This is a genomic window from Claveliimonas bilis, from assembly GCF_020892095.1.
Classification (GTDB): Bacteria; Bacillota; Clostridia; order Lachnospirales; family Lachnospiraceae; genus Claveliimonas; species Claveliimonas bilis.
Window position 1 is genome coordinate 999,742 of record NZ_AP024845.1, and the last position, 23,828, is coordinate 1,023,569.

The 23,828-nt window shown below is 48.0% G+C and carries 18 protein-coding genes and 2 pseudogenes; 1 reads left to right on the forward strand and 19 read right to left on the reverse strand.

Going from position 1 to position 23,828, the window contains the following annotated elements; genetic code table 11:
• From EUBC25_RS05065 to EUBC25_RS05080, 4 genes are read right to left on the reverse strand one after another with little or no spacing between them, the layout of a single operon-like run.
• Nucleotides 1-915: a PcfB family protein gene (locus EUBC25_RS05065; RefSeq protein ID WP_230107095.1), complete on the reverse strand. Its 915-nt coding sequence runs from the start codon at nt 913-915 to the stop codon at nt 1-3.
• On the reverse strand, nt 899-2,380 hold the full coding sequence (locus EUBC25_RS05070) for a relaxase/mobilization nuclease domain-containing protein (protein ID WP_230107096.1): 1,482 nt from the start codon (nt 2,378-2,380) through the stop codon (nt 899-901). The genes EUBC25_RS05065 and EUBC25_RS05070 overlap by 17 nt, the downstream gene beginning before the upstream one ends.
• A complete protein-coding gene (locus EUBC25_RS05075) occupies nt 2,358-2,708 on the reverse strand; it encodes a plasmid mobilization protein (protein WP_230107097.1) in 351 nt (116 codons plus the stop codon). Before EUBC25_RS05075 ends, EUBC25_RS05070 begins: the two co-directional genes overlap by 23 nt.
• Nucleotides 2,705-3,682, reverse strand: coding sequence for a DUF5688 family protein (locus tag EUBC25_RS05080; protein ID WP_230107098.1), 978 nt, complete (start codon nt 3,680-3,682; stop codon nt 2,705-2,707). Before EUBC25_RS05080 ends, EUBC25_RS05075 begins: the two co-directional genes overlap by 4 nt.
• Nucleotides 3,683-4,020: 338 nt before the next feature.
• Here EUBC25_RS05080 and EUBC25_RS05085 point away from each other — a divergent pair, with 338 nt between their 5' ends.
• A complete protein-coding gene (locus EUBC25_RS05085) occupies nt 4,021-5,238 on the forward strand; it encodes an IS110 family RNA-guided transposase (protein ID WP_230105378.1) in 1,218 nt (405 codons plus the stop codon).
• Nucleotides 5,239-5,385: 147 nt separating this feature from the next.
• On the opposite strand, the gene EUBC25_RS05090 is transcribed toward EUBC25_RS05085, so the two are convergent.
• The 15 genes and pseudogenes from EUBC25_RS05090 to EUBC25_RS05160 form a co-directional block, all read right to left on the reverse strand.
• On the reverse strand, nt 5,386-5,496 hold the full coding sequence (locus tag EUBC25_RS05090) for a DUF3789 domain-containing protein (protein ID WP_230107099.1): 111 nt from the start codon (nt 5,494-5,496) through the stop codon (nt 5,386-5,388).
• 182 nt (nt 5,497-5,678) lie between these two features.
• Entirely contained in the window at nt 5,679-6,083 is a 405-nt protein-coding gene (locus tag EUBC25_RS05095) for a hypothetical protein (RefSeq protein ID WP_230107100.1), read from the reverse strand.
• A 14-nt stretch (nt 6,084-6,097) separates the two neighbouring features.
• Nucleotides 6,098-7,069 carry a DUF3991 and TOPRIM domain-containing protein gene (locus EUBC25_RS05100; protein ID WP_230107101.1) on the reverse strand — a complete coding sequence of 324 codons (972 nt, stop codon included), beginning with the start codon at nt 7,067-7,069 and terminating at the stop codon, nt 6,098-6,100.
• 126 nt (nt 7,070-7,195) lie between these two features.
• On the reverse strand, nt 7,196-7,528 hold the full coding sequence (gene vapD, locus EUBC25_RS05105; RefSeq protein ID WP_204932156.1) for a VapD family protein: 333 nt from the start codon (nt 7,526-7,528) through the stop codon (nt 7,196-7,198).
• 4 nt (nt 7,529-7,532) lie between these two features.
• Nucleotides 7,533-7,823: a hypothetical protein gene (locus EUBC25_RS05110; RefSeq protein ID WP_204932154.1), complete on the reverse strand. Its 291-nt coding sequence runs from the start codon at nt 7,821-7,823 to the stop codon at nt 7,533-7,535.
• Nucleotides 7,824-7,917: 94 nt separating this feature from the next.
• Nucleotides 7,918-8,286 (reverse strand): DUF6664 family protein, encoded by a 369-nt coding sequence (locus EUBC25_RS05115; RefSeq protein WP_230107102.1) that lies wholly within the window; start codon nt 8,284-8,286, stop codon nt 7,918-7,920.
• 46 nt (nt 8,287-8,332) lie between these two features.
• Nucleotides 8,333-8,671, reverse strand: a complete 339-nt coding sequence (locus tag EUBC25_RS05120; RefSeq protein ID WP_230107103.1) for a hypothetical protein — start codon at nt 8,669-8,671, stop codon at nt 8,333-8,335.
• A 127-nt stretch (nt 8,672-8,798) separates the two neighbouring features.
• Nucleotides 8,799-10,556, reverse strand: a complete 1,758-nt coding sequence (locus EUBC25_RS05125; protein ID WP_331471524.1) for a helicase-related protein — start codon at nt 10,554-10,556, stop codon at nt 8,799-8,801.
• An 80-nt stretch (nt 10,557-10,636) separates the two neighbouring features.
• Entirely contained in the window at nt 10,637-12,451 is a 1,815-nt protein-coding gene (locus tag EUBC25_RS05130) for a reverse transcriptase domain-containing protein (RefSeq protein WP_230107104.1), read from the reverse strand.
• Nucleotides 12,452-13,038: 587 nt separating this feature from the next.
• Nucleotides 13,039-16,656 (reverse strand): annotated as a pseudogene (locus EUBC25_RS05135) (Eco57I restriction-modification methylase domain-containing protein); the annotation flags it as partial.
• Between the two features lie 713 nt (nt 16,657-17,369).
• Entirely contained in the window at nt 17,370-17,768 is a 399-nt protein-coding gene (locus EUBC25_RS05140) for a TnpV protein (protein WP_311135885.1), read from the reverse strand.
• Between the two features lie 794 nt (nt 17,769-18,562).
• Nucleotides 18,563-18,787 (reverse strand): hypothetical protein, encoded by a 225-nt coding sequence (locus EUBC25_RS05145; protein ID WP_230107105.1) that lies wholly within the window; start codon nt 18,785-18,787, stop codon nt 18,563-18,565.
• Nucleotides 18,788-18,796: 9 nt separating this feature from the next.
• Nucleotides 18,797-19,270 (reverse strand): JAB domain-containing protein, encoded by a 474-nt coding sequence (locus EUBC25_RS05150; RefSeq protein WP_230107106.1) that lies wholly within the window; start codon nt 19,268-19,270, stop codon nt 18,797-18,799.
• Nucleotides 19,263-19,406: a hypothetical protein gene (locus EUBC25_RS05155; protein WP_230107107.1), complete on the reverse strand. Its 144-nt coding sequence runs from the start codon at nt 19,404-19,406 to the stop codon at nt 19,263-19,265. Before EUBC25_RS05155 ends, EUBC25_RS05150 begins: the two co-directional genes overlap by 8 nt.
• Nucleotides 19,407-19,554: 148 nt before the next feature.
• Nucleotides 19,555-23,784, reverse strand: a pseudogene (locus EUBC25_RS05160) (SpaA isopeptide-forming pilin-related protein).
• Nucleotides 23,785-23,828: the final 44 nt, after the last annotated feature.

A 23,828-nucleotide genomic window follows, 5' to 3' on the forward strand; every position in this document is an offset into this window, starting at 1 on the left:
CTACCTCTCTTTCGATTTTCTTGGTTTTTTCCGGTTCTGCGGCTGCGTATGCTGCGTCTGCCTTGTCCTGCCGGGTTTTTCTTTTGAAATCGGTTCCTTTCCCTTGCTTTCTGCCTCTTTCTTCCTCGCTGCCTGGATCTCCTTAAGCTCTTTCCGCACGGACGGCTTTTTCGGTACGGACGGAGCATACAGCTTAGAAGTACCCTCGGCGGTTTTGTCTGGCCTTACGGAGATAGGCTCGGACAGACGGGATTTCTCTGTCTTTGCCAATGAGGGGTTTTGCTGTTTTCCCTCTTTCTTTACCGGTTCTCCCAGCAGTTCGTCCATGAGCCGGTCCTCCTGTGATTTTTCCGGGTGCACCTGCTGTGGGGCTGCCGGTGCTTTTCCGGATGTTTTTCTCCGATCCGATGGCTGTTCCGCCCTCTGCTTTTCCTTTCCGGTATCCGGCTCCGCCTTTCCAGAGGATGTCTCCCGGCTCTTCCCGTGGGATTTTTCCTCCCGGCTCTTTTCTATCTCTGTCTTGATCTGCGCCGCTTCTGTAACAGAAGCAAACTTGAACCGCTCCACGATCCGGTTGATCCGGGGAGCGTCTTCTTCCTTGACCACCACATCGACCATCCCGTCTATGCTCCCTTTCGGGTTCCGCACTGCACAGTATAAGATCCCATACCGCTTTGCCTCTGTGACAAATTGCTTCAAATCACTCTCTTTCACAGAATAGACGGTCAGTGGTTTTCCGGAGCGGACAAGGGTTTCCAGTCTCGCCCGTCCCTTGGTCTTTTTCTGCTCTTTCAGTACTGCATACAGAAGCACCGCAAGCTGTTTTGCCCCGGCTCCTGTGATCTTTAGGGCTGCCTCACCGACTTCCAGCGACATGCGCACCACCTGGTCAGCGGCCTCACCTGATGTGTTCATGGTTAATCTCCTCCTTTCCCTGTTTCTTTTCCTGCCGCACGATCTGTATCTTTTGCCGGATCAGGCCAGAACGTGCAGCAATCCCATCACAAAGCATCACTTCCTCTCTCATTTCTCCGATCCGGGCAGTCAATCTGGAAATTTCTGTTTTTACTTCCGCCAGTCGATTTTCTTCCCGAATGCTGCGGCACTGATACCGCAGCTTCTGACGTTCTTTCGATAGCTGTGTCATCTGTTCCTGCAGCGATTCCTTATAAGAAAAAAGCTGCTCGTCCGTGTCAATGTGACAGCGGCAGAGCAGCCTTGTCTCTCTTGAGATCTGTTCCAGTTTCGCCAGATCCTCCCGCAAAAGGAAATGAAGTTGTTTTGAAGATACGGGCGGGCGGTTCTTTGGCAGGATACCTAAGAGAAAACAGTAGTGCAGATACAATCCCCGCAGTCCTCCGATCCTTTTCTTCGGCAGGTTTCCCCGCACATATGCCACATACCGTTTTTTCTCCGGCTGTCGTTCTTCCTGCAAAATGGCAGGCGGATCTTCCTCCAGTATCCTCCTTCGGATCGACTCCAGAGAATACTCCTCTCCAAAGTTCCGTTTCAGTTTCAGCCCACGTTCCCGTCCTTCCGGGCGTATCGTAAGATCTTTCCCAAACTTGATAGAATAGCCTTTCTCCTTTAGAAAATGGAAAAACTGTTTTTCTGTCCTTGCCTGCAAGATTGCCTCATCCACATCCTCCCGGACAATACTGTGGTAGGTTGGCCTGCCTTCCTGCTCCGCCCGCCACTCGCCATAAGATTTGGACTTTCCCGGCTGCGGATGTTCGATTACGGACAGACCATACTCCTGACAAAGGCGGTCAGAGACGGCACGCATATCCCGATAGTCCTGATTGGTTCTGTGATACCGTTTTCCATCTGTGTAGGAAACAGAGTTGACCACAAAATGATTATGAAGATGATGGGCTTTGTCCAGATGGGTTGCTACCAGTACCTGAAAACGATCTCCCCACAATTCCTGTGCCAGTCGGATACCGACCTCATGGGCCAATGCCGGAGTACACTCTCCCGGTGCAAAGGACTGATACCCATGAAATGCCACAATTCCCTCATCCTTTCCATACCGTTTTTTGACCGCCATCATTTCACTGCGGGCGGTGGCGGGCGTACAGTTAATACCGGAAACATACTGCTGCATAATCTGCTCCGTCTCACTGACAATCTCCTCCTCACCTTTTCTTCCTTTTGATCTGGTCTTTTCCTCATTGACCGCATAGGCAATCACATCGGAGAGACTCTGCATTTTCTCTTCAGTTTGTACCGCCTCTTCTTTTTTATATTCCGGAAGTTTTGCGATCTCCGGAGCGGTAGTCTTTTCCGGATTCTCCACATAGATCACGACTTTCCCCAGCCACCCTTTCACACTCCAGATGGATGTGGTAGCCACGTCACACTCCCCTCCGATTTTCATCTTTCATCGGTTCCGGCAGAATAACTGCCTCTGTGATCTTTTTTACGGTATTCTCAAATAACCGCATATCCCGATCATACCGCTGCACATCAATCACATTTAATGTGTGGGCTTTCTGTGCAATCTGGTTTAGGTTATTCCCAATCCGGTGGAGTTCTCGCATCATGGAATAGTAGTCCGGCGGCGGGGCGTCTCTTGGAACCACACCGCTGATCAGATGGCGGAGATATGCCTCCCTGCTCAGGCCGCTCTTCTTTACTTTTTTATCCAGTGCCTCCGCCTCTTTCCGGTTCAGACGGAACAGGATCGCCACATTTCGTTTTCTCATCGCTCCATCTCCTTTGCCTTTTCTATGGATTCCGGCACCTGGCGAAGCCGTCGTTTTTCTTTATCAAACTCATATACTCTGTCCGACAGGATTTCATCTCTTGCAACTTCTGTCTTGTTGACCTCCCGCACCATTTCTCCCAGCTCCTTTGGCGATACCGTCATTTCTTTCGGAACAACGATCATCTCATGCAGAGACGATGGGAGAAGATAACACCCTTGCGGGAATACCGATTCCAACTGCTCCTGCAGATTAGGATAGGCAAGGACAGAAGCACCGTTCAGTTTTGTCTGATTACTCAGAACATACATGCCCTCTTTTGGAATTTCTTCTCCTTCTTCCATCTGCAGCAGATTTTTTGTCTCAAAAGGAAGCCCTGACAGTTCCATCAGCACATCATCCATGCTCATCAGTACAGGCGGGCAGTTCTTCACTGCATTTTCCAATGCCTGCTGATAGACCTCCTGTGGCCGTACTTCCCACTGGCTCATCAGTTCATGGGTTACTTTGATACTGCCCGTTCCTTCGCCGGTCGGCGAAGGGAATTCAATCCGGCAGATCACAGACAGATCTTCCATTTCCTTATGGGGAACCCCGGACAACATCCGTTGGTTGGTTTTTGTGTTAATAACCTGTACGGTCAGATAATCTTTCACAGAATCATAATCCGCAAAATCCAGACTTTCCGGCAGTTCCCGTACAGATAGCGACTGTCTGCACACATCGGCAATACGGTTCATGATCTGATCCATTGGCTCCCCTTTTCGGATCTGATCATAGAATGGCTCCATATAGACAACCGGAGCAATCTTCTGTCCTGGCATATTTAGAACAATTCCCGTCATCACTACGCCATTATTCTTCTGCTGTTCTGAAACTTCACATTGCATGTTTTGATAATCCTCCGGCAGATAATCTTTAATCTGCTGTGTCACACCCTCGGCGAAGGCTCTCACTGCTACCGTGCTGTTCATGCTGTCCATCCCCCTTTCCTGTTAATATCTGCTGATATTTCTCCAAACGCTTTTTTTCTGTCTCCTACTACAATATATTTATGGTTAATACCCCTTACATCCAGTAAGGAATTATCCATCTTGTTGCTTAAGCTGTTAGAATGAGTATGGCAATGGGTCTGGCCTCTACCTCCTAGGACTTAACGTCCGTAAAAAAGTCAGCCAACCAGCACTCATTCGCAGCATTCGTTTTACGCAGGTTGAACTTTCTCGTTCGTGTGATATCCCCAGTAGATTGAATGGGCAATGAGTAAATCTGGTATTGACCATTGCTAATTCATTTCAAAGGAGTCTTTATCATGAACGCTGTTGGTATCGATGTTTCCAAAGGTAAAAGTACTGTCACCATTCGCAGGCCCGGAGATGTGGTCCTTATGCCACCCTGCGATATTCCACACACCCAGTCCGCTATCAACGCTCTTATTGAGCAGATCAAAAACCTTGATGGCGAAACCAAAGCCTGCATGGAACACACCGGAAGATACTATGAACCGGTCGCTAACTGGCTCTCTGACGCAGGCATCTTTGTCAGCACTGTCAATCCCATCCTGATCAGGGATTTCGGGGATGACTCTCTCCGTGCTCCAAAGACAGACAAAGCGGATTCTAAAAAAATCGCCCGTTATGCTCTTGACCGCTGGGCAAAACTGAAGCAATATGGAAGTATGGATAAAACACGCAATCAACTCAAAACAATGAATCGGCAGTTTGGTTTTTATATAGACCAGAAAACTGCTATGAAAAACAATCTCATTTCCCTTCTGGATCAAACCTATCCCGGTGCCAATGACTTCTTTGACAGCCCTGCCCGCAGTGACGGCTCCCAGAAATGGGTAGACTTTGTCTACACCTACTGGCATGTGGATTGTGTACGCTGCAAGTCTCTGCAAGCCTTTACGGAGCATTACCAGAAGTGGTGCAAACGCAACGGTTATAACTTCAGTGCCTCAAAGGCAGAAAAGATCTATCAGAGCTCTTCTGACCTGATCGCCGTATTTCCGAAAGATGACAGCACAAAAACGCTGATACGGCAGGCTGTCACGATGCTGAACACGGCTTCTCAGACAGTGGAGGCTCTCCGCCTTAAGATGGATCAGACCGCCGCCACGCTCCCGGAATATCCGGTTATTATGGCAATGAACGGTGTCGGTCCCTCACTTGGCCCCCAGCTTATGGCTGAGATTGGAGACGTTACCCGTTTCACTCACAGAGAAGCGCTTACCGCTTTCGCCGGTGTCGATCCGGGTAAGAACGATTCCGGCAAACGTAACCAGAAAAGTGTACGCACTTCAAAGAAAGGCTCTCCAAGCCTGCGCAAAACACTATTTCAGATCATGGACGGCTTGATCAAACGCTCTCCGATAGATGATCCGGTCTATGCCTTCATGGATAAAAAACGATCCGAAGGCAAGCCTTATTACGTCTATATGACTGCCGGAGCCAATAAGTTTCTCCGCATTTATTACGGACGGGTAAGGGAATACCTTGCTTCTCTGGAAGAATCCAAAGAAAGCTGATTTCAATCCCATACTTTGTTCCAGGCCAGCGCACTGCGGTGGTCTTGTTGTGATACTCTTTTTTCAACCTGTATAAAATTTTCAAAGTTCATCAATTTCTGCTTGACTCTTTATTTGCAGACTTTTTTAAAAGGATCTCCATCCGTATCATTTGTCCACCTCCCGGTCATGTCTGTAAAGACGGTTGATCTGCATAAGGCACATCATAGCCACACCGATCATACCGCCAACCATTGTTCCGCAAATAAACTGGATCATGTTCACTCTTACCTCCGTTTCTTGTAAAAGGGTTTCAGGGATTTTTCCCTGACAAGCTGCCGGAGGGTTGCCAGAAAAGCTCTGGCAATCCAAAGGCGTTGCTTGCTGGTATTGTGTATCCCACTCCGCCTGCGCTCCGTTCCCGCCTCCGGCGGTTCATTACCTGCCGACAACAAAAGCTGTCATGGCTGTTTTTCTCCCTCCGGATGGGTACATCCACCACACTCCGGGCAGCGCCAATGACAGTTTTCACACTCCTCATCTCCGCAGACACCATAGTCAATCAGACTGCAAAGGCCGCATTTCTCACAGCCATACTCACAGGACCGGCACCGGTCTTCCAGATCGTCCATCATGCATTCTCCACTTTCCGGGCAAAGATATGAGCAGTGATCACAGTTTCCCGGACAATCCCGCTCCCCTTTTTCTTCAACCATAATGCCAACTATTTCTCCTCCCTCCATGTTCAGAGCCTCTCCGGACGTGATCATATCCCGCAGAATCCGATCAATTTCTTTCCGGTTAATGGCTCCTATCGCAACCTTTTTCCTGTGAACGATCCTCAAATCATACTGAACTGTCTTCATAAAGTCCTCTCTTTCTACCGTTCAAAGTCTCTCCCTCTGTGTCTTTTTTCCCGCTTTGTCTGCCGGATTCCCAGCCGGATACAAAGGCTATCGTTGCAGTCATTCCCCTGCTTTGGCGGCTCATCTCTTGTCTGGTATTTCTTCGGAAGTACCGTCCGGATGGCCTGTGTCGCAAGCCTTCCCGTCCGGTCATTATCCAGATGAAACACCACCCTATCCACCTCCGGATGTTCTTTCAGAAAGCGAGTCAGCGCTGCCGGAACTTTGCTTTTCTCGATTTCTTTGGCCGGCTGATACACACCTGCAAGGGATAACAGATGTTCCTCTCGCCAGTTTTTTCCGTCCAGCTTTCGTTCTGTGGCGTAAGATAACAGGTCAATGGCTGACTCAAACAGATGGACTGCCCGGCATTTTTCCTCTGCTGGAATACAGAAAGAATAGTTTTTGTCACTTCCGGACGCCTCTCCAAGAAAATCTGAACTGATTCCACGCAGAGCCGCATAACGAGGTGTTCCGCTCTCATCCATTCCCACAAAAACCACGTTGTGGTAATTCTCACTTTCATAAAGTCGATGGGTTTTCAAACAGAATCGAATAATCTCCATATCAATCCCACGGTTCTGCAGATATGAAACTGCATACGTCTGATAGCGATAAGGCTTTGGCAGGATCAGCTTTTTCTCTGTTTTCTTTTCGGCTGGTATGGAAACAGGCGGCTGTATTGCCGCCTGTTCCGCTATCATCTGTACCGCCTGCACAAAGTCATATCCTCTCACTTTGATCAGATAATCAAGTGCGCTCCTGCCCCCAATCCCCCGGCTCCACCACATCCATTTTCCGTTAGAGATCTTCAAACTGTCGTGGAATCTGGTGGTATAAACATTCCCGGAGAAATGCACCAGCTCATAAGGTTCATAGTTCTTTAGATAGGTCAGAAGGTCGATCTGCTTGACTCTCTGCACCACTTCCGGCGCAACATAAGGCATAAATATCATCTCCTTTCCTGCCCGTGATTGGATATTACACAATTCATTTCTCATATCTGGGCATTAAAAAAGCCGGATGATCTTCTTTTCTTGAAAACCATCCGGCTATGTACTTTGTAAAATATTTTATTGCTCTTCTTCATGCAAGCGTTGTGCTTCTCTCACAAATACATGAGAAATATCATACAATTCCGGCACATCAGAAATAGTACAAATACTCACACAATAATTCAGCCACGGAAATTCCTTTGTCATTTTATAAATAACAGACATTGCCTTTGCTTCTGACATAGCCTCAATGGAATGATACCCGGAACCCTGAATATGTTCAAAACCATTCTTTTCAAAGTAAGCCCGTACATCATAGTACGCATTATGCCAGTCTCCTTTAGGATAATGCTGCTGCAGTGCCTCTGTATCTAGATCAAAATTGATCCCTTTTCTCTGTGTACTGTCCATTTGGCTAATTCCTTATGAACTCGGTAATAAGATTCTCTTTTTCATTTCCGTTATACCAGAAACATTCCTGTAAATGATCTGTAATCTTTCTGGAGTTTTTCATTGCAAAGATTGCCGCCCAAAATCTACCATAATCCTGTTTTCGTCCACGGTCAAGATATACTCTTTTTCCCGGTTGCCTGTCTGCACAACTTAATTCTTCTCTTTCAAAAATCTGATCCGTTTCTTCGCAAATCTGATCCATATCGCTCTGTGTCAAATCTTTCGAGTTAAAAATAATTTCTACTTTATACATAATATCCATCCTTTCAATGGCACACTCTCTGTTCTTTTCGATTTCATTTTATCATGTCAGATTGAGAATGTCATGTCCTTTTTCATCGTATATATTACACTACCCCAATCTTTTTCAAATACACATACCCATCCGTATGCCCCCGGAAATAGATCTGGCAGCGTTCTATCGTCTCTTTTTCAAACATCCTGCTCATATATTTTCTCACAATCTCATGTTCCTCGGCAGTAAGACTGATGGCTCCGCTCCCTTCTGTCACTTCTAGAATAAACGGATACCTGCTTTCCATCTCTCCCAGTTTCTGGCACATATCGGCATATTCTATATCCTGTTTTTTCAGATCTACCATAATATCGCTGTCAATCTCCATGAAGCTGTCTTTGATCCGCTCCACAAGATCACAAAAGTCTGTCTTATTCAAATCAATCATCCTCTCTGATAATACATTTCCTGCTTTATACATTACTATATCCACTCCTGGCATTTTCTACAATTCAGAACGCTGCTTTCTATAAGATCTCCAATAACAGCAACATTTCCAATGTATGCCGACACCCCATAAGATAAAGCTGTATCCGCTCATAATCTTCACGGTCAGCGTCCAGTGCAAGGAATCGAGAGAGCGCCCTTGCTTTTTTTACGGAAAGTTTCATAGGCTCTTCAATTTCATCCCGATCAATCAGTGCTGAAATAAACGGATATTTAAACAGCAGTTCATCGCTTTCCTTCAGAATCCGACTGTATTCCGGAGAGTTTTTCAGTTCCTTTTTACATTTTTCACTGATCTCGTCCACTATAGCGCAGGCCCAGATCGGCAGATTATAAATATCAATATCTTCTATCTTCATAGCCTTTTCTTCCTCCTCTTCCACCCACTATATCAGATGATCCAGGCGCAGACGATTGTGCGTTTTCTCTGTTTCCACACTTTTTAAGGCTATGTACCACGGTATCAGTTCCCCGATACCGCATTTCTTACCGCACCCAGACGGCTTTTTCCCTTTCCGGTTCGATTTCCTCTTCTTCCGGTTCCTCTTCCATAACGATATGGTCTTTCTTGTCCATATCCAAAAGAGCGTTCAGCTCCCCCAGTCTTGCCACCTTTTCTGCCAGTTCCTTTTCCTGCGGGAACTCTTTTCGTGCCTCCACCCTTGCATTTTCTAACTGGGATTTTACGGTTTCAAGAACTTCCCGGCAGCGGGAAAGATTGTCCGGCAGCTCATTGAGCTTATTATCGAGTCTTGTGATATTTCCATGAATATCCGTTCCCAGTGGTACTTTATAGGTGCCTTTTCCATGTAAAGCAATGACAAATTCCTTGCTGGCAGAGGAATAGGACAGCTCCATCGAAAGTCCACGATAATCCCCCAGTGGCACGGGTTCCGGAGATTTCATGGCTTTGCAGGCGTCAATGATCGCCTGTCCTGCCTCCTTTTTCTCCGTATAAGAGCGAGCCCCGATCTGCATGACCGGAAAAGTTTCCCGATCCGGCGGTGTGTGCGCCTTAACCTGGGCAATGTCTGCCTCATACTGGGCAATCCATGTTTCCTGCTCTCTGATCCGTGCCGGAAGATGTTTTGCCACCTGATCCTCCATCTCATATTTCTGGTTCAGAAAACTCTGCTTTAAAAGCTGCAGCCTGGATACCTGTATGTCCAGTTCCATCTTTTCCTTAATATAAGGATTTCCTGTGGCCAGAGCCTTGATCTCCGCATAAGACAAAGCCACTTCATCTATATCCTCCACGCTTCGGGCCGGGTTCTTGGATGTCATGATCTGGCTGATATATTTCTGCTTATTCTCAATATTCTGATAGAGATAAGCATCAAAAGTTCCCTCTGTTACATACCGGATAATCTCCACTTTCGGGTTCTGGTTGCCCTGCCGGATGGTTCTTCCTGCCCTCTGCTCCAGGTCACGGGGCCGCCAGGGGCAGTCCAGATCGTGGCTGGCTATGATCCGATCCTGCACATTCGTTCCGGCTCCCATCTTAAAGGTACTGCCCATAAGGATACGGACAGCTCCTCTCCGGACTTTTGAGAACAGTTCTTTCTTTCGCACATCCGTATTGGCGTCATGGATAAAGGCAATCTCCTCCGGTGGGATTCCCCTCGCAATCAGTTTATCCCGGATGTCGTTATACACACTGAAAGTACCATCTGTTTTCGGTGTGGACTGATCACAGAATACCAACTGCGTCAGCTTTTTATCCTTTCCTTCCTCCCAGTGACAATAGATCTCCTCCACGCAGGCATTGATTTTACTTCCCGGATCATCCGGCAAAAGCGGATTCGCAAGCCTTTGGTCAAGAGCCAGTTTCCTTCCGTCATTGGTAATCTTAAGCATGTTATCTTCTCTTGGGTTTACTTGGTGGTTTCGTACCTTTTCCGCCCGGTTTCCCAGTTCCTCCACCATATCCCGCTGTAAATCGGTAGCCTCCACCTTTACGACACGATATTCCGCCTCTGGCACGGGAAGATTCAGCATATCCGCTGTCTGGATGTCCGCTACTTCCCGGAACATCTGCAGAAGTTCCGGCAGGTTATAGAACCGGGCAAACCGTGTCTTCAAACGGTATCCGTTCCCCTCCGGCGCAATCTCCAGAGCGGTCACAGTTTCTCCAAAGGTGGACGCCCATGCGTCAAAGTGCTGTAAATTCTTCTCTCCCAGAGTGCCATACTGGAGATAGCGCTGCATAGTGTAAAGTTCATAAGGTAGGAAACGCCACGCCATACTTCCTTTCGTCCGTGGTCTTGGCGTAACCCCCTCCAGAACCGTGCTTACACCTCTCGATGTACACGGCTCGCCATCTTTCATAGTTTAAGTGATTTTGTCTTTGCTTCTTCGTAGCATTTCGGGCAGAGAGCCAATGACTTCCGCCTTTTCAGTAACATCAGTTCATCAAATTCATTATCAGCGTTCAAATCTTTTAAGTGCTTTACATGGTGCATATACACTTTCACGGGGTTTGCTCCGCACATCTCGCATTGTCCGCTTTTTAAACGTCCTGCAAGACTATTCGGTTTTATCTGCCCTCTGTATTTCGGCATAATGTCTACAAATTCAGGTGCGATATTGTCATTACGCCTAAATCCTTCATTGTAAAACTCACACCGCTTTGTTCCACTCTTGGTTTTGTAATCTGCGCCAAAGTCGCCCTTTACGCTACGGTATTTCTTATACATCTTCATAACAGAAGAATTATATTTTGCCGCCAACGTCTTTAAACAGCTTCCACGCATGATAGAATGAAATTTCCCCAGATTGCATACATTGATTGCTAACCTGTAATAATTGTACAATCCTCTGATTTCAGAATTATATTTACTGATGATTGCCACATCGTCTAATGGCATAAGCGCCCCTCTGTGGAGTGGCTTCCAAATCTCTTTGCCGTTTTCGTCTTTTTTGATTTTAAACGCACCGTATTCGTGCAGTTTCGCAATCCATTTTTCTTTCGGCATATATAACTGCACTTTTCCATACCACACCCGTTGCAGACCTTTTTTCGTCCGCTTTGTGTCCTGACTTCTTGATATTCTTATGTCGTATCCAAGATACCGCACCTTTTCAGAGGAATGGGTAACGTGAGTTTTCTCCTCCGACATTGTGAGATTTAGCTTGTCTTTTAGAAATATCTTTACCTGTTCCTTGATATTTTCAGCATCCTGCTTTGAACCTGTTATTGAAATCAGGAAATCGTCAGCGTAACGGTTGTATTGAAGTCTTTTGTAATTCTCATCCATCTCGTCTAAATGTGGTGTGGACAACATCACTTTCCTTGCTTCTTTAAATGCTGCTAGGTTTGCTTCTGTGCGCTCTATTTCCAGATTTTTCTGCGCTTTCCGATAAGCCCAGCGTACCTTATCATGGTCTTTGTGGACTTTACGGCTTCTTGTATCGCCTTTGTCAAAACTCTTTTTCATCCTTGCCATGAACTCATCAAGTTCATTCAGATAGATGTTGGCAAGTATCGGACTGACACCGGAGCCTTGTGGACTGCCGGAGTACGTTTCATGGTATGTCCACTGTTCCATATATCCTGCCCTTAGAAACTTCCACATCAGCGATATGAACGCTTCATCTTTTATGCGCTTTCTCAAAAGCTGTATTGTGATATGGTGGTCGAAGCTGTCAAAACAAGCCTTAATGTCTCCTTCGATTATCCACTTTGCACCAGTGAACAGCGTTACGATTTCTTTTAACGCTGTGTGGCAACTTCTTTTCGGTCTGAAACCATGTGAATTATCAGAGAATGTCGGCTCATAGATTGCTTCAAGTATCATACGGACAACTTCCTGTAACAGTTTATCGTCCGTTGACGGAATCCCCAATGGGCGCTTTTTACTGCTGTTTTTCTTCGCAATATAAACACGCCTTGCAGGGTTCGGCTGGTATGAGTGGTCTCTCAGCTTCTGAATGAGCTTTTCAATGCGCTCCATGCTCATACCGTCAAGAGTGAATCCGTCTGCACCTGCCGTCATGCTCCCCTGAGAGGTCGCAATATTCTGGTATGCAAGCAGATAGAACTCTGGGTTGTACAGGTTACGGTATAATCTCTCGTACCTGTACTCTTTGTTTTTTGCTTTTTCACTTAAACTTTTCAATACATTTTCGGGACTTCTCATAATGCCTCACGCACCTTTCCTTATTATTTGTATTGAAGAAAGACTGTCTCCCTTCGCCATGTGGACGGCTTTCCCGTCCTCGGACTACTACGGAGACTCTGTTGCCATAGTAAATATTCAGAGTCACTTTTCTCATAGCACTCATAGCCGATTTTCGGCATTTTACCTTAGGCAATCCCCGTTTAGAACTGTAATAACATAAGCCTGTTATGATTTCGGATGTGACGTTCGTCGTTTTCCATTATCCTATGGCTGATTTACTCTGGGTATCTTGTGGATACGCATGGCCGACTCATATCCACCAGAGTACATGCGAGTATAACTTCCTTACGCATGGAGCAACATTTTGCCCAATCTCCGACTGTCATTCAGGCAGTTTAGCTTTCATCCTTATTCATAACTTTTCGCCACTACCACGCAAACACTTTGGAAGTTTCCGTGTTTCGTGCCCTCCGACATGCTACACTCCCCATCGGGTTTCCCCTTTTGGATAAGTCGGGTGACGATAGGGTGCGGATTATTCCGCTTTGATACCTTGCCCTATTACTTGCTCAAGGTAAGATTATTACAGCCCCTTACGGGCGCACCACCATAGAATTGCTGACCGGGGTTCCGGTAGAAAAGATCACGCCTTTCCCACCCGTGATCTCATCCAGATAGCGGCACTTCATATACATATCGGAAGATTTCTGCGCCTCGGTCTGTGCGATCCCGCCTACATTTCTCATCTTGGTAGTCAGGTAGAGGTTCTTATAGTTGTCCGCTTCATCCACAAACAGGCGGTCAACGCCCAGCTCTTCAAAGATAATCATATCATCTTTCCGGCTCTGGTCATGGAGCCTTTTCAGACGTGTTTCCAGTGACTTCTTCGTCCGTTCCATCTGCTTGACCGTAAAGCGGCTTCCCTGGATCTTCTTCGCCTCGGCGATTCCCGCCATGATCTCGTCAATCTCCTTCTCCAGCATACGCTCCTGCCGCTCCACACTTAAGGGGATCTTCTCAAACTGGGAATGCCCGATGATCACAGCGTCTATATCGCTGGTAGCGATCCTGCCGCAGAACTTTTTCCTGTTTTTCTTCTCAAAATCCTTCTTTGTTGCCACCAGAATATTAGCTGCCGGATAAAGCTGGAGCCACTCAGCGGCAAATTGCTCGATGATATGGTTCGGCACCACTACCATAGATTTATTACACAATCCAAGCCGCTTGCATTCCATAGCCGCCGCCACCATCGTATAGGTTTTTCCTGCGCCCACAACATAAGCCAACAGGGTATTCCCGCCATAGATGATCCGTGCCACTCCGTCCTTCTGGTGTTTCCGCAGGGAAATCTCCGGATTCATGCCATAGAAATGCAGGTGGCTCCCGTCATATTCCCTCGGCCGGATCGCATTGAACCGTTCATTATAATCTGCGGTCAGCCTCCGCCTGCGCTCTGGATCTTTCCAGATCCAATCCTGAAACGCCTGCTTGATCAAATCCTGTTTTCCCTGTGCAATGGCAGTTTCCTTTTTATTCAGAACCGGTTTCCGCTTTCCTTCCTCGTCCTCCACATAATCAAACACACGGGTATCCCGCAGATTTAGCGTATCTTCTATGATCTTATAAGCGTTTACCCGGTTCGTGCCATAGGTATTATTGGCACGGGGATTTCCCCGGTCAATGCTCTTCCCTTCGATATTCCATTCCCCGGTATGCCGGGAGAAATGGACTTTGATCTTCCACTGAGAATAATTCGGCGTCTGCAAAAGTTCAAACATAAAGTCGGCAATATCCGACTCCGGTATCCATGTGGCTCCCAGACGCACACTGATCTCAGAAGCAGTCAGATCCTTTGGCTGTACTTTTTCCAGTGCCTCAACATTGCTCCGGTACACCTCGGAGATCTCCGCCGCCCGTTTCGCCTCCCGCAGTTTCTGGCGCACGTTGCCGGAAAGGTATTCGTCCTCGGATACAAACCTGGGATGTTCCAGATCCTCAGACTCCGGCAGACGGAAGATCACGCCCTGTAATTCCTGTTCCACTTCCTGGGCGCTTTTCCCGGTCAGAGAACACAGATACTCCATATCCACGCAGGCTTTTTCGGAAAGAGACAACGATAAAGCCTCACTTGCGGTATCTACTTTCGTTACCGTTTCGTGAGGCTTTATCGTTCGCTTTATAAACATATCTGCCTTCCGCTCCAGCGTTCCATCCTCCGCCACAATCTCAAGGGAACAGAGAAGGGGATAACTGCCGTCGTCAGAAAATGCTATACTGTTCGCCCTGGAGTTCAGCAGTCCATATTTTCTCTGGAACAGATCATACAGATGGTTCAGCTTTTTCTGCTGTTCTTCAATCTCTTCATCGGGATACCCTTCCGCCTGGTAAGCGATCAGTTCTCTGGTGCAGTCCCGGATGGCGATCATCCCCTTCACACGGTTCTGTGCTGTCACGGACAGTTCCACCGGTTTCATGCGGCTGTTTTCCCGGTAATAGATCTTCCCGTCATAGACCGTATAGGAAAAGTTCGCCACGGACGGATCAGCCGGGATCGAATGATCCTCTTCCTCCACCAGCTCCTCCACCTCATAATCCGTGATCTCCGCCTCAAGGTTTTCTACTGCCTGCTCCAGAAGTTCCTTTAAATCCCTGTCCGGATAAGGTTTGCAGATCAACTGGGGGCCATAAGGCCCGGACACGATCTCCTGCTCTCCCAGTACCATTTCCGGGTGCTGCTGAAAATAGGGATTGATACTGACCACCCGGTGTCGGCTCTCGCCCTGTTCATTTATATGGTCGTTTTCATAGAGGCGCTCCACTTCCACCCAGTCCGGCAGATCCACATTTAAGTCTCTCGGTGTCTCCCTCTTCTGGAAAAAGAGAATATCCGTGTTAATCTCTGTCCCGGCATTGGCAAGAAAAGCGTTATTGGGCAGACGGATCGCCCCTAACAGGTCGCACCGCTGGGCGATATATCTCCGCACCCGGTCATCCCGCTTATCCATTGTCCCGCCGCTAATCCCGTTGGACGTGATCAACGCAAGCACACCCTTCGGCCTCGTCTTATCGATTGATTTGGCGATAAAATAATCGTGGATCAGAAAGTTGTATTTATCGTATTTCCTATCCAGTACCTTATAACTTCCAAAAGGCACATTTCCTATGACTACATCAAAAAAGCTGTCCGGAAGATCTGCGTCCTCAAATCCCTGGACTGCGATGGTGGATTTCTGGTAAAGCTGCTGTGCGATCCGGGCGGAAATGCTGTTGATCTCCACACCATAAACCCTGCAGTCGGACAGGCTCTCCGGCTTCCGTCCGATAAAATTTCCTATTCCACAGCTTGGCTCCAGAATGTTCCCGGATTTCAGCCCCATGTTCTCCAAAGCCTGATACATGGAACTGATGACCACCGGCGGCGTATAAAAGGCGGTCAGCGTAGACTGTCTCGCAGCGGTGTATTCTTCTTCCGTCAGAACGGTCTTTAATTCCAGATATTCCGTTGACCAGGAAGATTTCGTCTCGTCAAAAGCGTCAGACAACCCGCCCCAGCCAACATATCCGGCAAGGATTTCCTGTTCCTTGGGCGTGGCAAAGCGGTTTTCTTCCTCACACTTTTTCAATAGCTGGATCGCCATGATGTTGGCACGGAACTTTTCTTTTGCGGTTCCCGCCCCTAAATGCTCATCCGTGATACGATACTGGCTGCGGTTTTCCAGGGGAACCTCCGGGTGCAGATCAACCCCTCTTACTCTCCCGGCAGGTTTCTTCTGTGTCCATGCCGGGGACAGATCCTCCAAAACTTCTTCCGGTTCTTTCTCAAAAGGATTGTCCTCCGGTTTTATTCCGGTAAATCCGTCCTCCTGCTCCTGTATCATTTCCTGTGTGAGAGCCGGTTCTTCCCTGTCTTTTTCGGTTGGTTCCTTTGAAGGCTTCCTGTCCGCTTTCAGATGGTCATTCGCCGGATTTTCCCGTACCCGGCGGTCAAACACCTCCCTCGGCATTTCCTCTGTGAAAAGCGGATACATCTGGTCACGCAGAACTACCATCTCATCAGAGATAAAGTCGATGGAATATTCCTTTGTGCCTATTGTGACAATCGTATCCACCTGCAGGTCATAAGCCTGTGAGGTTTCTGCCTGCTGTGGCATTTTCTCCCGGCTCTGTGCCGGAACAGGCTCCAGGGGAGCCTGCGTGTTTTCTCTTTCGGCTGGTATAGAAGTAAACAAACTGAATACTCCGTCCCGGTAATCCGTAAGGTCTTGGTACGCCTGCTGCATGGACGGGTATCGCTGATCATAATCTGCGGTTCCCGCAAGAACCTCTTCCATCATGGAAAGGATTTCTTTTACCTGTTTTGGATCATCAAGCTGCGGACGGATCTGGTCTATCGCACTATGATAATCTGAGCCATACGGATAAGGACGTAAAAACGTTTCCGGCTGATTATAAAAAAAGTCGTAAATGTTACCTGTCAAAGTAGTTTTTTCATACTCCGGAATATACTCCAGTTCCTTCTCTGTCATATACCGTCCGACAGCGATCAGCTCATCAATCCTCTTTGCAACCGCCGTCCATTTCAGAGTAGTCTCATAATTCTTCCACTGGATGGTATAACCTTTCGCATTTGTATCCTGGTGAAATCTTTCTCCTAAATAATCAGTTACAGATCCTCCCATGCCATATTCCTGCTTTAAAAATTCTGCTTTTTCCTTATTGCTGTGTCCTTGCAGGAAATAGGAGTAAATTCTGTATTTTCCATGTTCAAAGGAAGAACCGGTCTGCAGAGCATGATCAATGATCCCCTGCGGCATAGAAAAAGCAGGAGATCCCTCTCCTGCCAGTTCTTCTAATAATGACTGTTGTTCTGCCACCGTTGGCTGTGGCTCTGCAATCGGTTCATGCGCTTCATCTTTCGGCTGTGATTCCTGTCCGGTTAACTGTAGATCAGCTCCTTCATTACGATTTCTTCCGCTGCCTGCCGGATGTTGTTCATCTGCTGTACCCACGCCATCTGGTCTTTCGCTTTCAATTCCTCTGTCACGCCCCAGGCTGCTTTCATCTGCCCGGTCAGAACTTCCATCCTCTCCTGTGCTTCTCTCTGCACTTCGTTCAGATGACGGTTCAGTTCTCCTTTTGTCAGCAGGTTCAGATACATCCCGTACCGGTAATTTTTCAGATAAGACTGACGGAGGGAAGCGTACTTCCCACGGTGTACTTCCGGTTCGTCCGGCACGGTCAGATCCGGAAGTAAATAATCGCCCTGTCTGCTGTATGTGATCGCTCTCATGTGTAACGCCCCTTTCTGCACTCTGTTCTCCGTTTTCGTCTTCATTATATCTGCCTGCCCCTCTCCCGGCAAACATACGATTTTTCTTTCTCTCTTCTCTTCTCAGCTTATTGACCGTATCGGAAATCTCGGCTAATGCCATTTCCGACACATCACTGGCCGCAACGCCAAACAGGTTGACCATTTCCGGTGTATTAAAATCCGTGATATTCCGGAAGTCTTCTTTGTCCAGATACAGCCCGGTATCCACGCCGCACCGTATCATAACCATGTAAGCAACACTGGCCGATAAAAGCTGGCGGGCCTCTACCTCCACGTTGTACTCATCCACCTCTTCCAGATAACTGTTTTTTCGTCCAGAGATCAGATCCGGGAGATAGTCCGCAAGATTATCTTCTGCCGCAATCTTTGCAGCCTCCAGTATGGTTTCCGCAAATCCTGTAACGGACTCATCCACACCAAAGGCATTTGCAAGGGTTTCCCGCACATCCGGCTGATATTCTTCCGGCACTTCCCACAATGGCACTGGCCGGAGCAATCGGCGGTAACGCCCTTCCTGTGTATCTGAAACATCATAGTAATATTTCAACCTCAGTTTCGGGCTGTCTTTATCAAAAACTGCAATCCCTTTGGAATCCCGCTTTACCCACCGCCCAAATTTCTCATTCCAAACTTTCATGGGCAGCACTGCGGACGCCTCCGGACGCTGTGCGTAAACCAAAACCTGTTCATCAAAGGGCAGACGGAAGTTCCGGCAGGCAGAACGCAAAAAAGAAAGCCAGTTTTCCGGACTGGCAGTTACTTCTTTTACAGTCTCTACATAGAGGTCTGTGATCAGATCATATTTCTTCTTTGCCATACATCCCGCCTCCCAAAAAGGTAATGAACTTTCCGGCTTTTACTGCTTTCTGGATCTCATTGATCATCCCGATTTCTGCCACCGTGATTCCCGGCAGAGACAAAATATCATCCATTGTCATGTTTAAAACTGCTTTTTCACTGTCAAATCCCGCCTCCACCAGCTTTGAGAGAGTACGTACAGCCTTGTGGTTGATCTGCGCCAACTTTCACACCTACCTTTCCCTTTCGGATGTCCGGATCATTTCATCCAGCATATTTTTCTCTTTAAAACTAAACATTTCCCCGCTTGTCCCTCCGATAATCACATGATCAAGCAGTTCTATTCCCATCAGACTGCCGCATTTTCTAAGCCTTTTTGTAAGCAGAACATCTTCCTTTGAGGGCATGATATTTCCGCTTGGATGATTATGAATAGCTATGATTCCGCTGGCATTTGAAAGGATACTGCTTTTGAAAACTTCTCTTGGACTGACTAATGCGGCATCCAGTGTTCCCATACTTACCATATTCATATTGATCACCTGCCCATTGCTTTTCATATTCAGGATACAGAATATCTCCCGGTCGTATTGTGCCAGTTCTTTCGACATCAGCTCTAATACCGCTTGAGGGGAATCTAACTGTCTTTCACTATAAATAGACGGTTCCCTTACCAGCCTGATATTAACGATCTGCAGCTCACTCATTTCCCGTCCCCTCCTTTCTGTCAAATCGAATGACCAGCATGGTTCCTTCCTCCATCGTTTCCATCATCTCTTTTAACTGAAAAAAATCCACCTCTCCTTTGTTTTCCTTTTTCGTTGTTTGTTGCTGCTCGTACATACTTTGTCTCCTTTCCTATCTATGTAAGAGGCGGCATACCGCCGCCTCCTGTCATGTTCTGTCTATTTCTTCCGGTTCCGCAGGTTCAGCCAGATCAGGGCTCCTGCGATAAACGCCACTAAGAGGACTGTGATCCACATCTTTGCGCTCATACCTCATCTTCCCCTTTCTTTTTTCTCATTTTCATTGCTGTCAGAATACCAAAAGCTGCCGCTCCCGCACCGGACAGAGCGGATAAGGCTATCCACAGGCCCGGCCTGCTGTCATCCCCGGTCTTCGGTGTCGTGATCACTTCTTCCGGGATTTTTTCATTGGTCATAGCGGCCTTTACGATCTGACCGTCCTCCTTGATCTCAAAAGCGTATTCAGATTCATCGATCTCATAGCCTTCCGGAGCATTGTATTCCTGATAGGTGTATTTTCCATACCGCAGAGTAAAGACTGCAATTCCGTTCTCATCCGTCACACCGGTAGCAACGATATTGCCGTCCTCGTCTTTGATTCGGAACCCGGCGTTTGGAAGAGGTTTCCCATCCGCAACGTCAGTCTTGGTCAGTTCCAGTTTCCCGGTAATCGGCTGATTGATAAAGCCTACGCCTGCCTCATTTTCCACATCAACGATCTTTCCGTCCTCGCTGATCTCAAAATAATAGGCGTTCTTATCCAACTTGAAACTTTCCGGAGCGGTCTTTTCTTTCACGAAATATCCTCCGTAGAGCAGGCCGTCCGTCTGATAAATGCCTTCTGAGATTTCCGGGATTTCTCCCACAAGTTCATCTTTGTCCGTCAGTTTCTGGTCTTTGTCCGTATCCGCATACAACTCAAATACAGCACCCGTCAGCTTGTTCGCCGGATATTCTGCGTCCACTTTTGTCAGACGGACACTGCCCTCAATCAGTTTATTGATCAGCTCCACCTCGATCACTTCCTCATCTTCCGTAACCGATACATAGTGGAGCGCCTCATTCAGCACATAACCTTCCGGGCTTGCAATCTCCCGGACGATCCACCTGCCAAAAGGTACATCCTCAAAGGCAAAGGCTCCGTCCTCATCAGAAGTAGTTACCATTAAGGCAGTATCTTCCGTAAATTCTTCTGCACCTGCGGAAAACAGGCCAATCATTGCGCCCTCCAGTGCCTCCCCGTCTGTGTCTACTTTTCGTCCGGAAATCTTTCCCCGGATCAGCTCATTTTCAATGGCATTTCCCTCATTTGCGGAAATATGGACAACAGCGGTATCCTGTCCCTGGTAGGTAAAGTCCACAGGATAGGTTTCCTCTGACAGAAGGTAATGCTGGTCAGTGGCAGCTTCTTTCACATAATACTTGCCAAAAGGCAGATCCGTCTGAAATGCGGCGGTTCCCTCTGTACTGCAGAACACGATCTCGATCAGACCGTCCGCCGGGATCACAGAACCGTCCGCTGCTGTCAGATCCTCTGCGGCATACAGGCCAAAGGCCACGTTCTGGATCTCTCCCTCACTTCCGATCCCAAAGATCTCCTCCTGCTCCAGTGTCTTTGTAAGGTCAACCGTCACTTTCTGACGCTCATTATAGAAAGCAGTGTCCGCCTCCGTAACAGATGCTTCCTGTCCGGCATACGTCAGCTCCACCTCATGGGTTTCTGTATTCAGCACCAGACCTTCCGGCGCTGTCTTTTCCACGATCTGGTATTTCCCCAGATACAGTTCTTTTGTCTCTGCCTTGCCTTCCTCATCTGTGGTAATGGTATCCACTACATCCCCGGCGTTTGCCCGCACAGTTCCGTCCGGCGTCACAATGTCCCCGGCGGCGATTACTTCATATACCGCCCCGGCCTGCCCGGTTACTGCGTAAACAGGTGTATAAAGGTTCTCGCCTTCCGCAAGGTTCCCGTCTTTGTCTGCCACACCGTCTCCGGACACCTGCACAGAGGAAAACTCCTCGCCGGTTTTTGTCACAAGGATCTTACCTTTCTGCGGCATATCCTCTTTTTCCACCGTGATCACGGTCACTCCGCTGTCCTCCCCGGACTGTTCCTCAGATACTGTGAATGGAACCGGCGTACTGTCCAGTACATACCCGTAAGGAGCCTGTACCTCTACCAATGTGTAATTTCCATAAGGCAGAACCTCCGGCGTAATCAGATAACCGTCACTTCCGGTATAGAAAGTATCCAGTTCCGTTACCTCCGGATAGGTATACTGCATGGTCACAAGGTTTCCGGCTTCGTCATAGATCTGGAACCCGGCTCCCGCAAGAGGGATGGTGTTTCCAGTTTCTGCGTCTTTCTTGACTACTTTGATATAGGATTCAAACAGGCGGTTGTTAATGAGGTAGCGGTAAACTTCTCCGTCACTGCTGATATACACATCAAAGTCTCCGATCATCTCCCGGCCTTCCCAGCCTTTTGTCTGGTGTACCGTATAAATGCCATAAGGCAGGTCTTTCGTCTCGGCATATCCATTCTCATCACACACCAGCGTATCCCGCTCGCTGTCCTTTGCGCTGTCATAGCTGCCTGCGCTCTTTAAATACACCTGGAACTCTGCGCCTTCCTCCGGTGTCTCAATCTGCGTACTTCCGTCATCGGTATGCTTGATGATAGAGATTCTTCCCTTGATGACCTGTTCCGTCACATCATTGGAAGTATCGTTCAGTTCTACCGTATACAGAACAGCCTCCGCTCCCACATGGTAGGAAGTATCGTCCAACAGATACCCTTCGGACGGGCTGATCTCCCGGATTGTCCAGTTGTCTCCACATACATAATATTTCGTGGTAAAGCTGCCGTTGCTGTCCGTGGTATAGGTATCGATCAGAGTTTCCCCGTCATAGATCCCATACACTGCTCCTGCCAGCGTAGCGTCTCCCTGCGGGATTCCTGTCTCCCGGTCTGTCTTTGTGACGGTTACCCGGAATTTCTTCAGTACGTTATGAACCGTGGCATTGGTCACTTCGTTCCAGTTGATGGTCACGCTCTGGGCCGCCGGGACCACATAGCGGTCTGCGGTCTCCACTTCTTCCAACGTATAAGGCGTATCGCCGGAGATCAGAATATCAGAAAACGTGGCAACACCTGTACTGTCCGTAACCGCATATTCATCCACCGGAATACCGGAAAGAGAAGTTCCGTAGAGATGGAACTTCATGCCTTCCACCAGACCGTCCTCGGAAGTTTTGGTCACTTTCAAATCTCCACGCTTGAGGATATTGGAAAAATCCACCGCAGCGATTTCCCCGCCTTTGACCTCCACCGTCTGCGCTTTCTGCGGTTCATACCGGTTCTCCGTCAGCTCCGTTACCGTGTAGGTTCCCGGCTGAAGGTTCTCCACCCGGATGGTTCCATCTTCTCCGGTTGTCACAGTCTGGTCAATGCCATTCCCTGTGATCTGGAATTTTAATCCGGCCACCACACCGTCCTCAGAAGTTTTCACGATTTGGACGTGTCCATAAGGGATTTTCACATTCAGATACGCCTGTACTGCTGCTGTATTCTCCACACCTGTAACCACGTCCTGTAAAGACGGATCTCCATAAGCAATCAACTTGGCGCTGCTGCTCACTGTGGGAATTTTCTTGGTTGCAGATAACTGCACGTTCCCGGCAATCGCTTTATTGGATGTGATGGTCAGTGTATTTCCAGATGTGCTGACTTTCACATCACTGTTAGACGATGTGAAATTGAATTTCGACAGGACTCCATTGGTATCTGTCAGTTTCAGCACATACTGATTTCCGTCCCATTTCAGTTCCTACGGGGCGCTATCTGTACTGCCGGACGCAAAACTGGGAATGGTTCCATGGCTGACCATACCGGAGATAATCTGGTTATAAGCCGCTGCCACACCGCTGTTTGCTCCGTTTACACAAAGACCATTATAAAATTTAGCGTCCGTCTGAGTGTATGGAGCGGTGGCATTCCTGCACCCGGTCACAATTTCCCATATGACCATCTGTGTCGCAAGGATTTTCTCATCTTCCGTACCGGACAAACTTCCCATGCTGCCCTGTGCGCCATACAGAAGGGCAAGGTTCACAGCGTCCTGCTTTTCTTTCCCTAAGTTGTTCCACACCACAGAAGCGTCCCGCTCCAATGTGTTTCCTGTATGCAGGGTAATTCCCGGTTCAATACAGTAGGCGTTCTCCCCATCCGCATAGATCCGTGTCCGGGCCTCTCCTGCATGTCCACAGGTAATTCCGTTATGGGAAAAGGTCTGCTGATAACGGATGGTATTCCCATTTCCGTCATAGCAGTAAGCAAATGTGATCGTTGCCCGCTCGGACGCAGCCGATACTGTTGCCGCCGGAAGGACGGACAGTGTCGTGACCGCTGCCAACGCCAGTGCGATTCCTTTCTTGAATAACTGCTTGATTTTCTTCACTTCATTCTCCTCCATTTCTAAACCTTTCGGTTCGCATAAAAAAAGCCCTGCTGACTGGC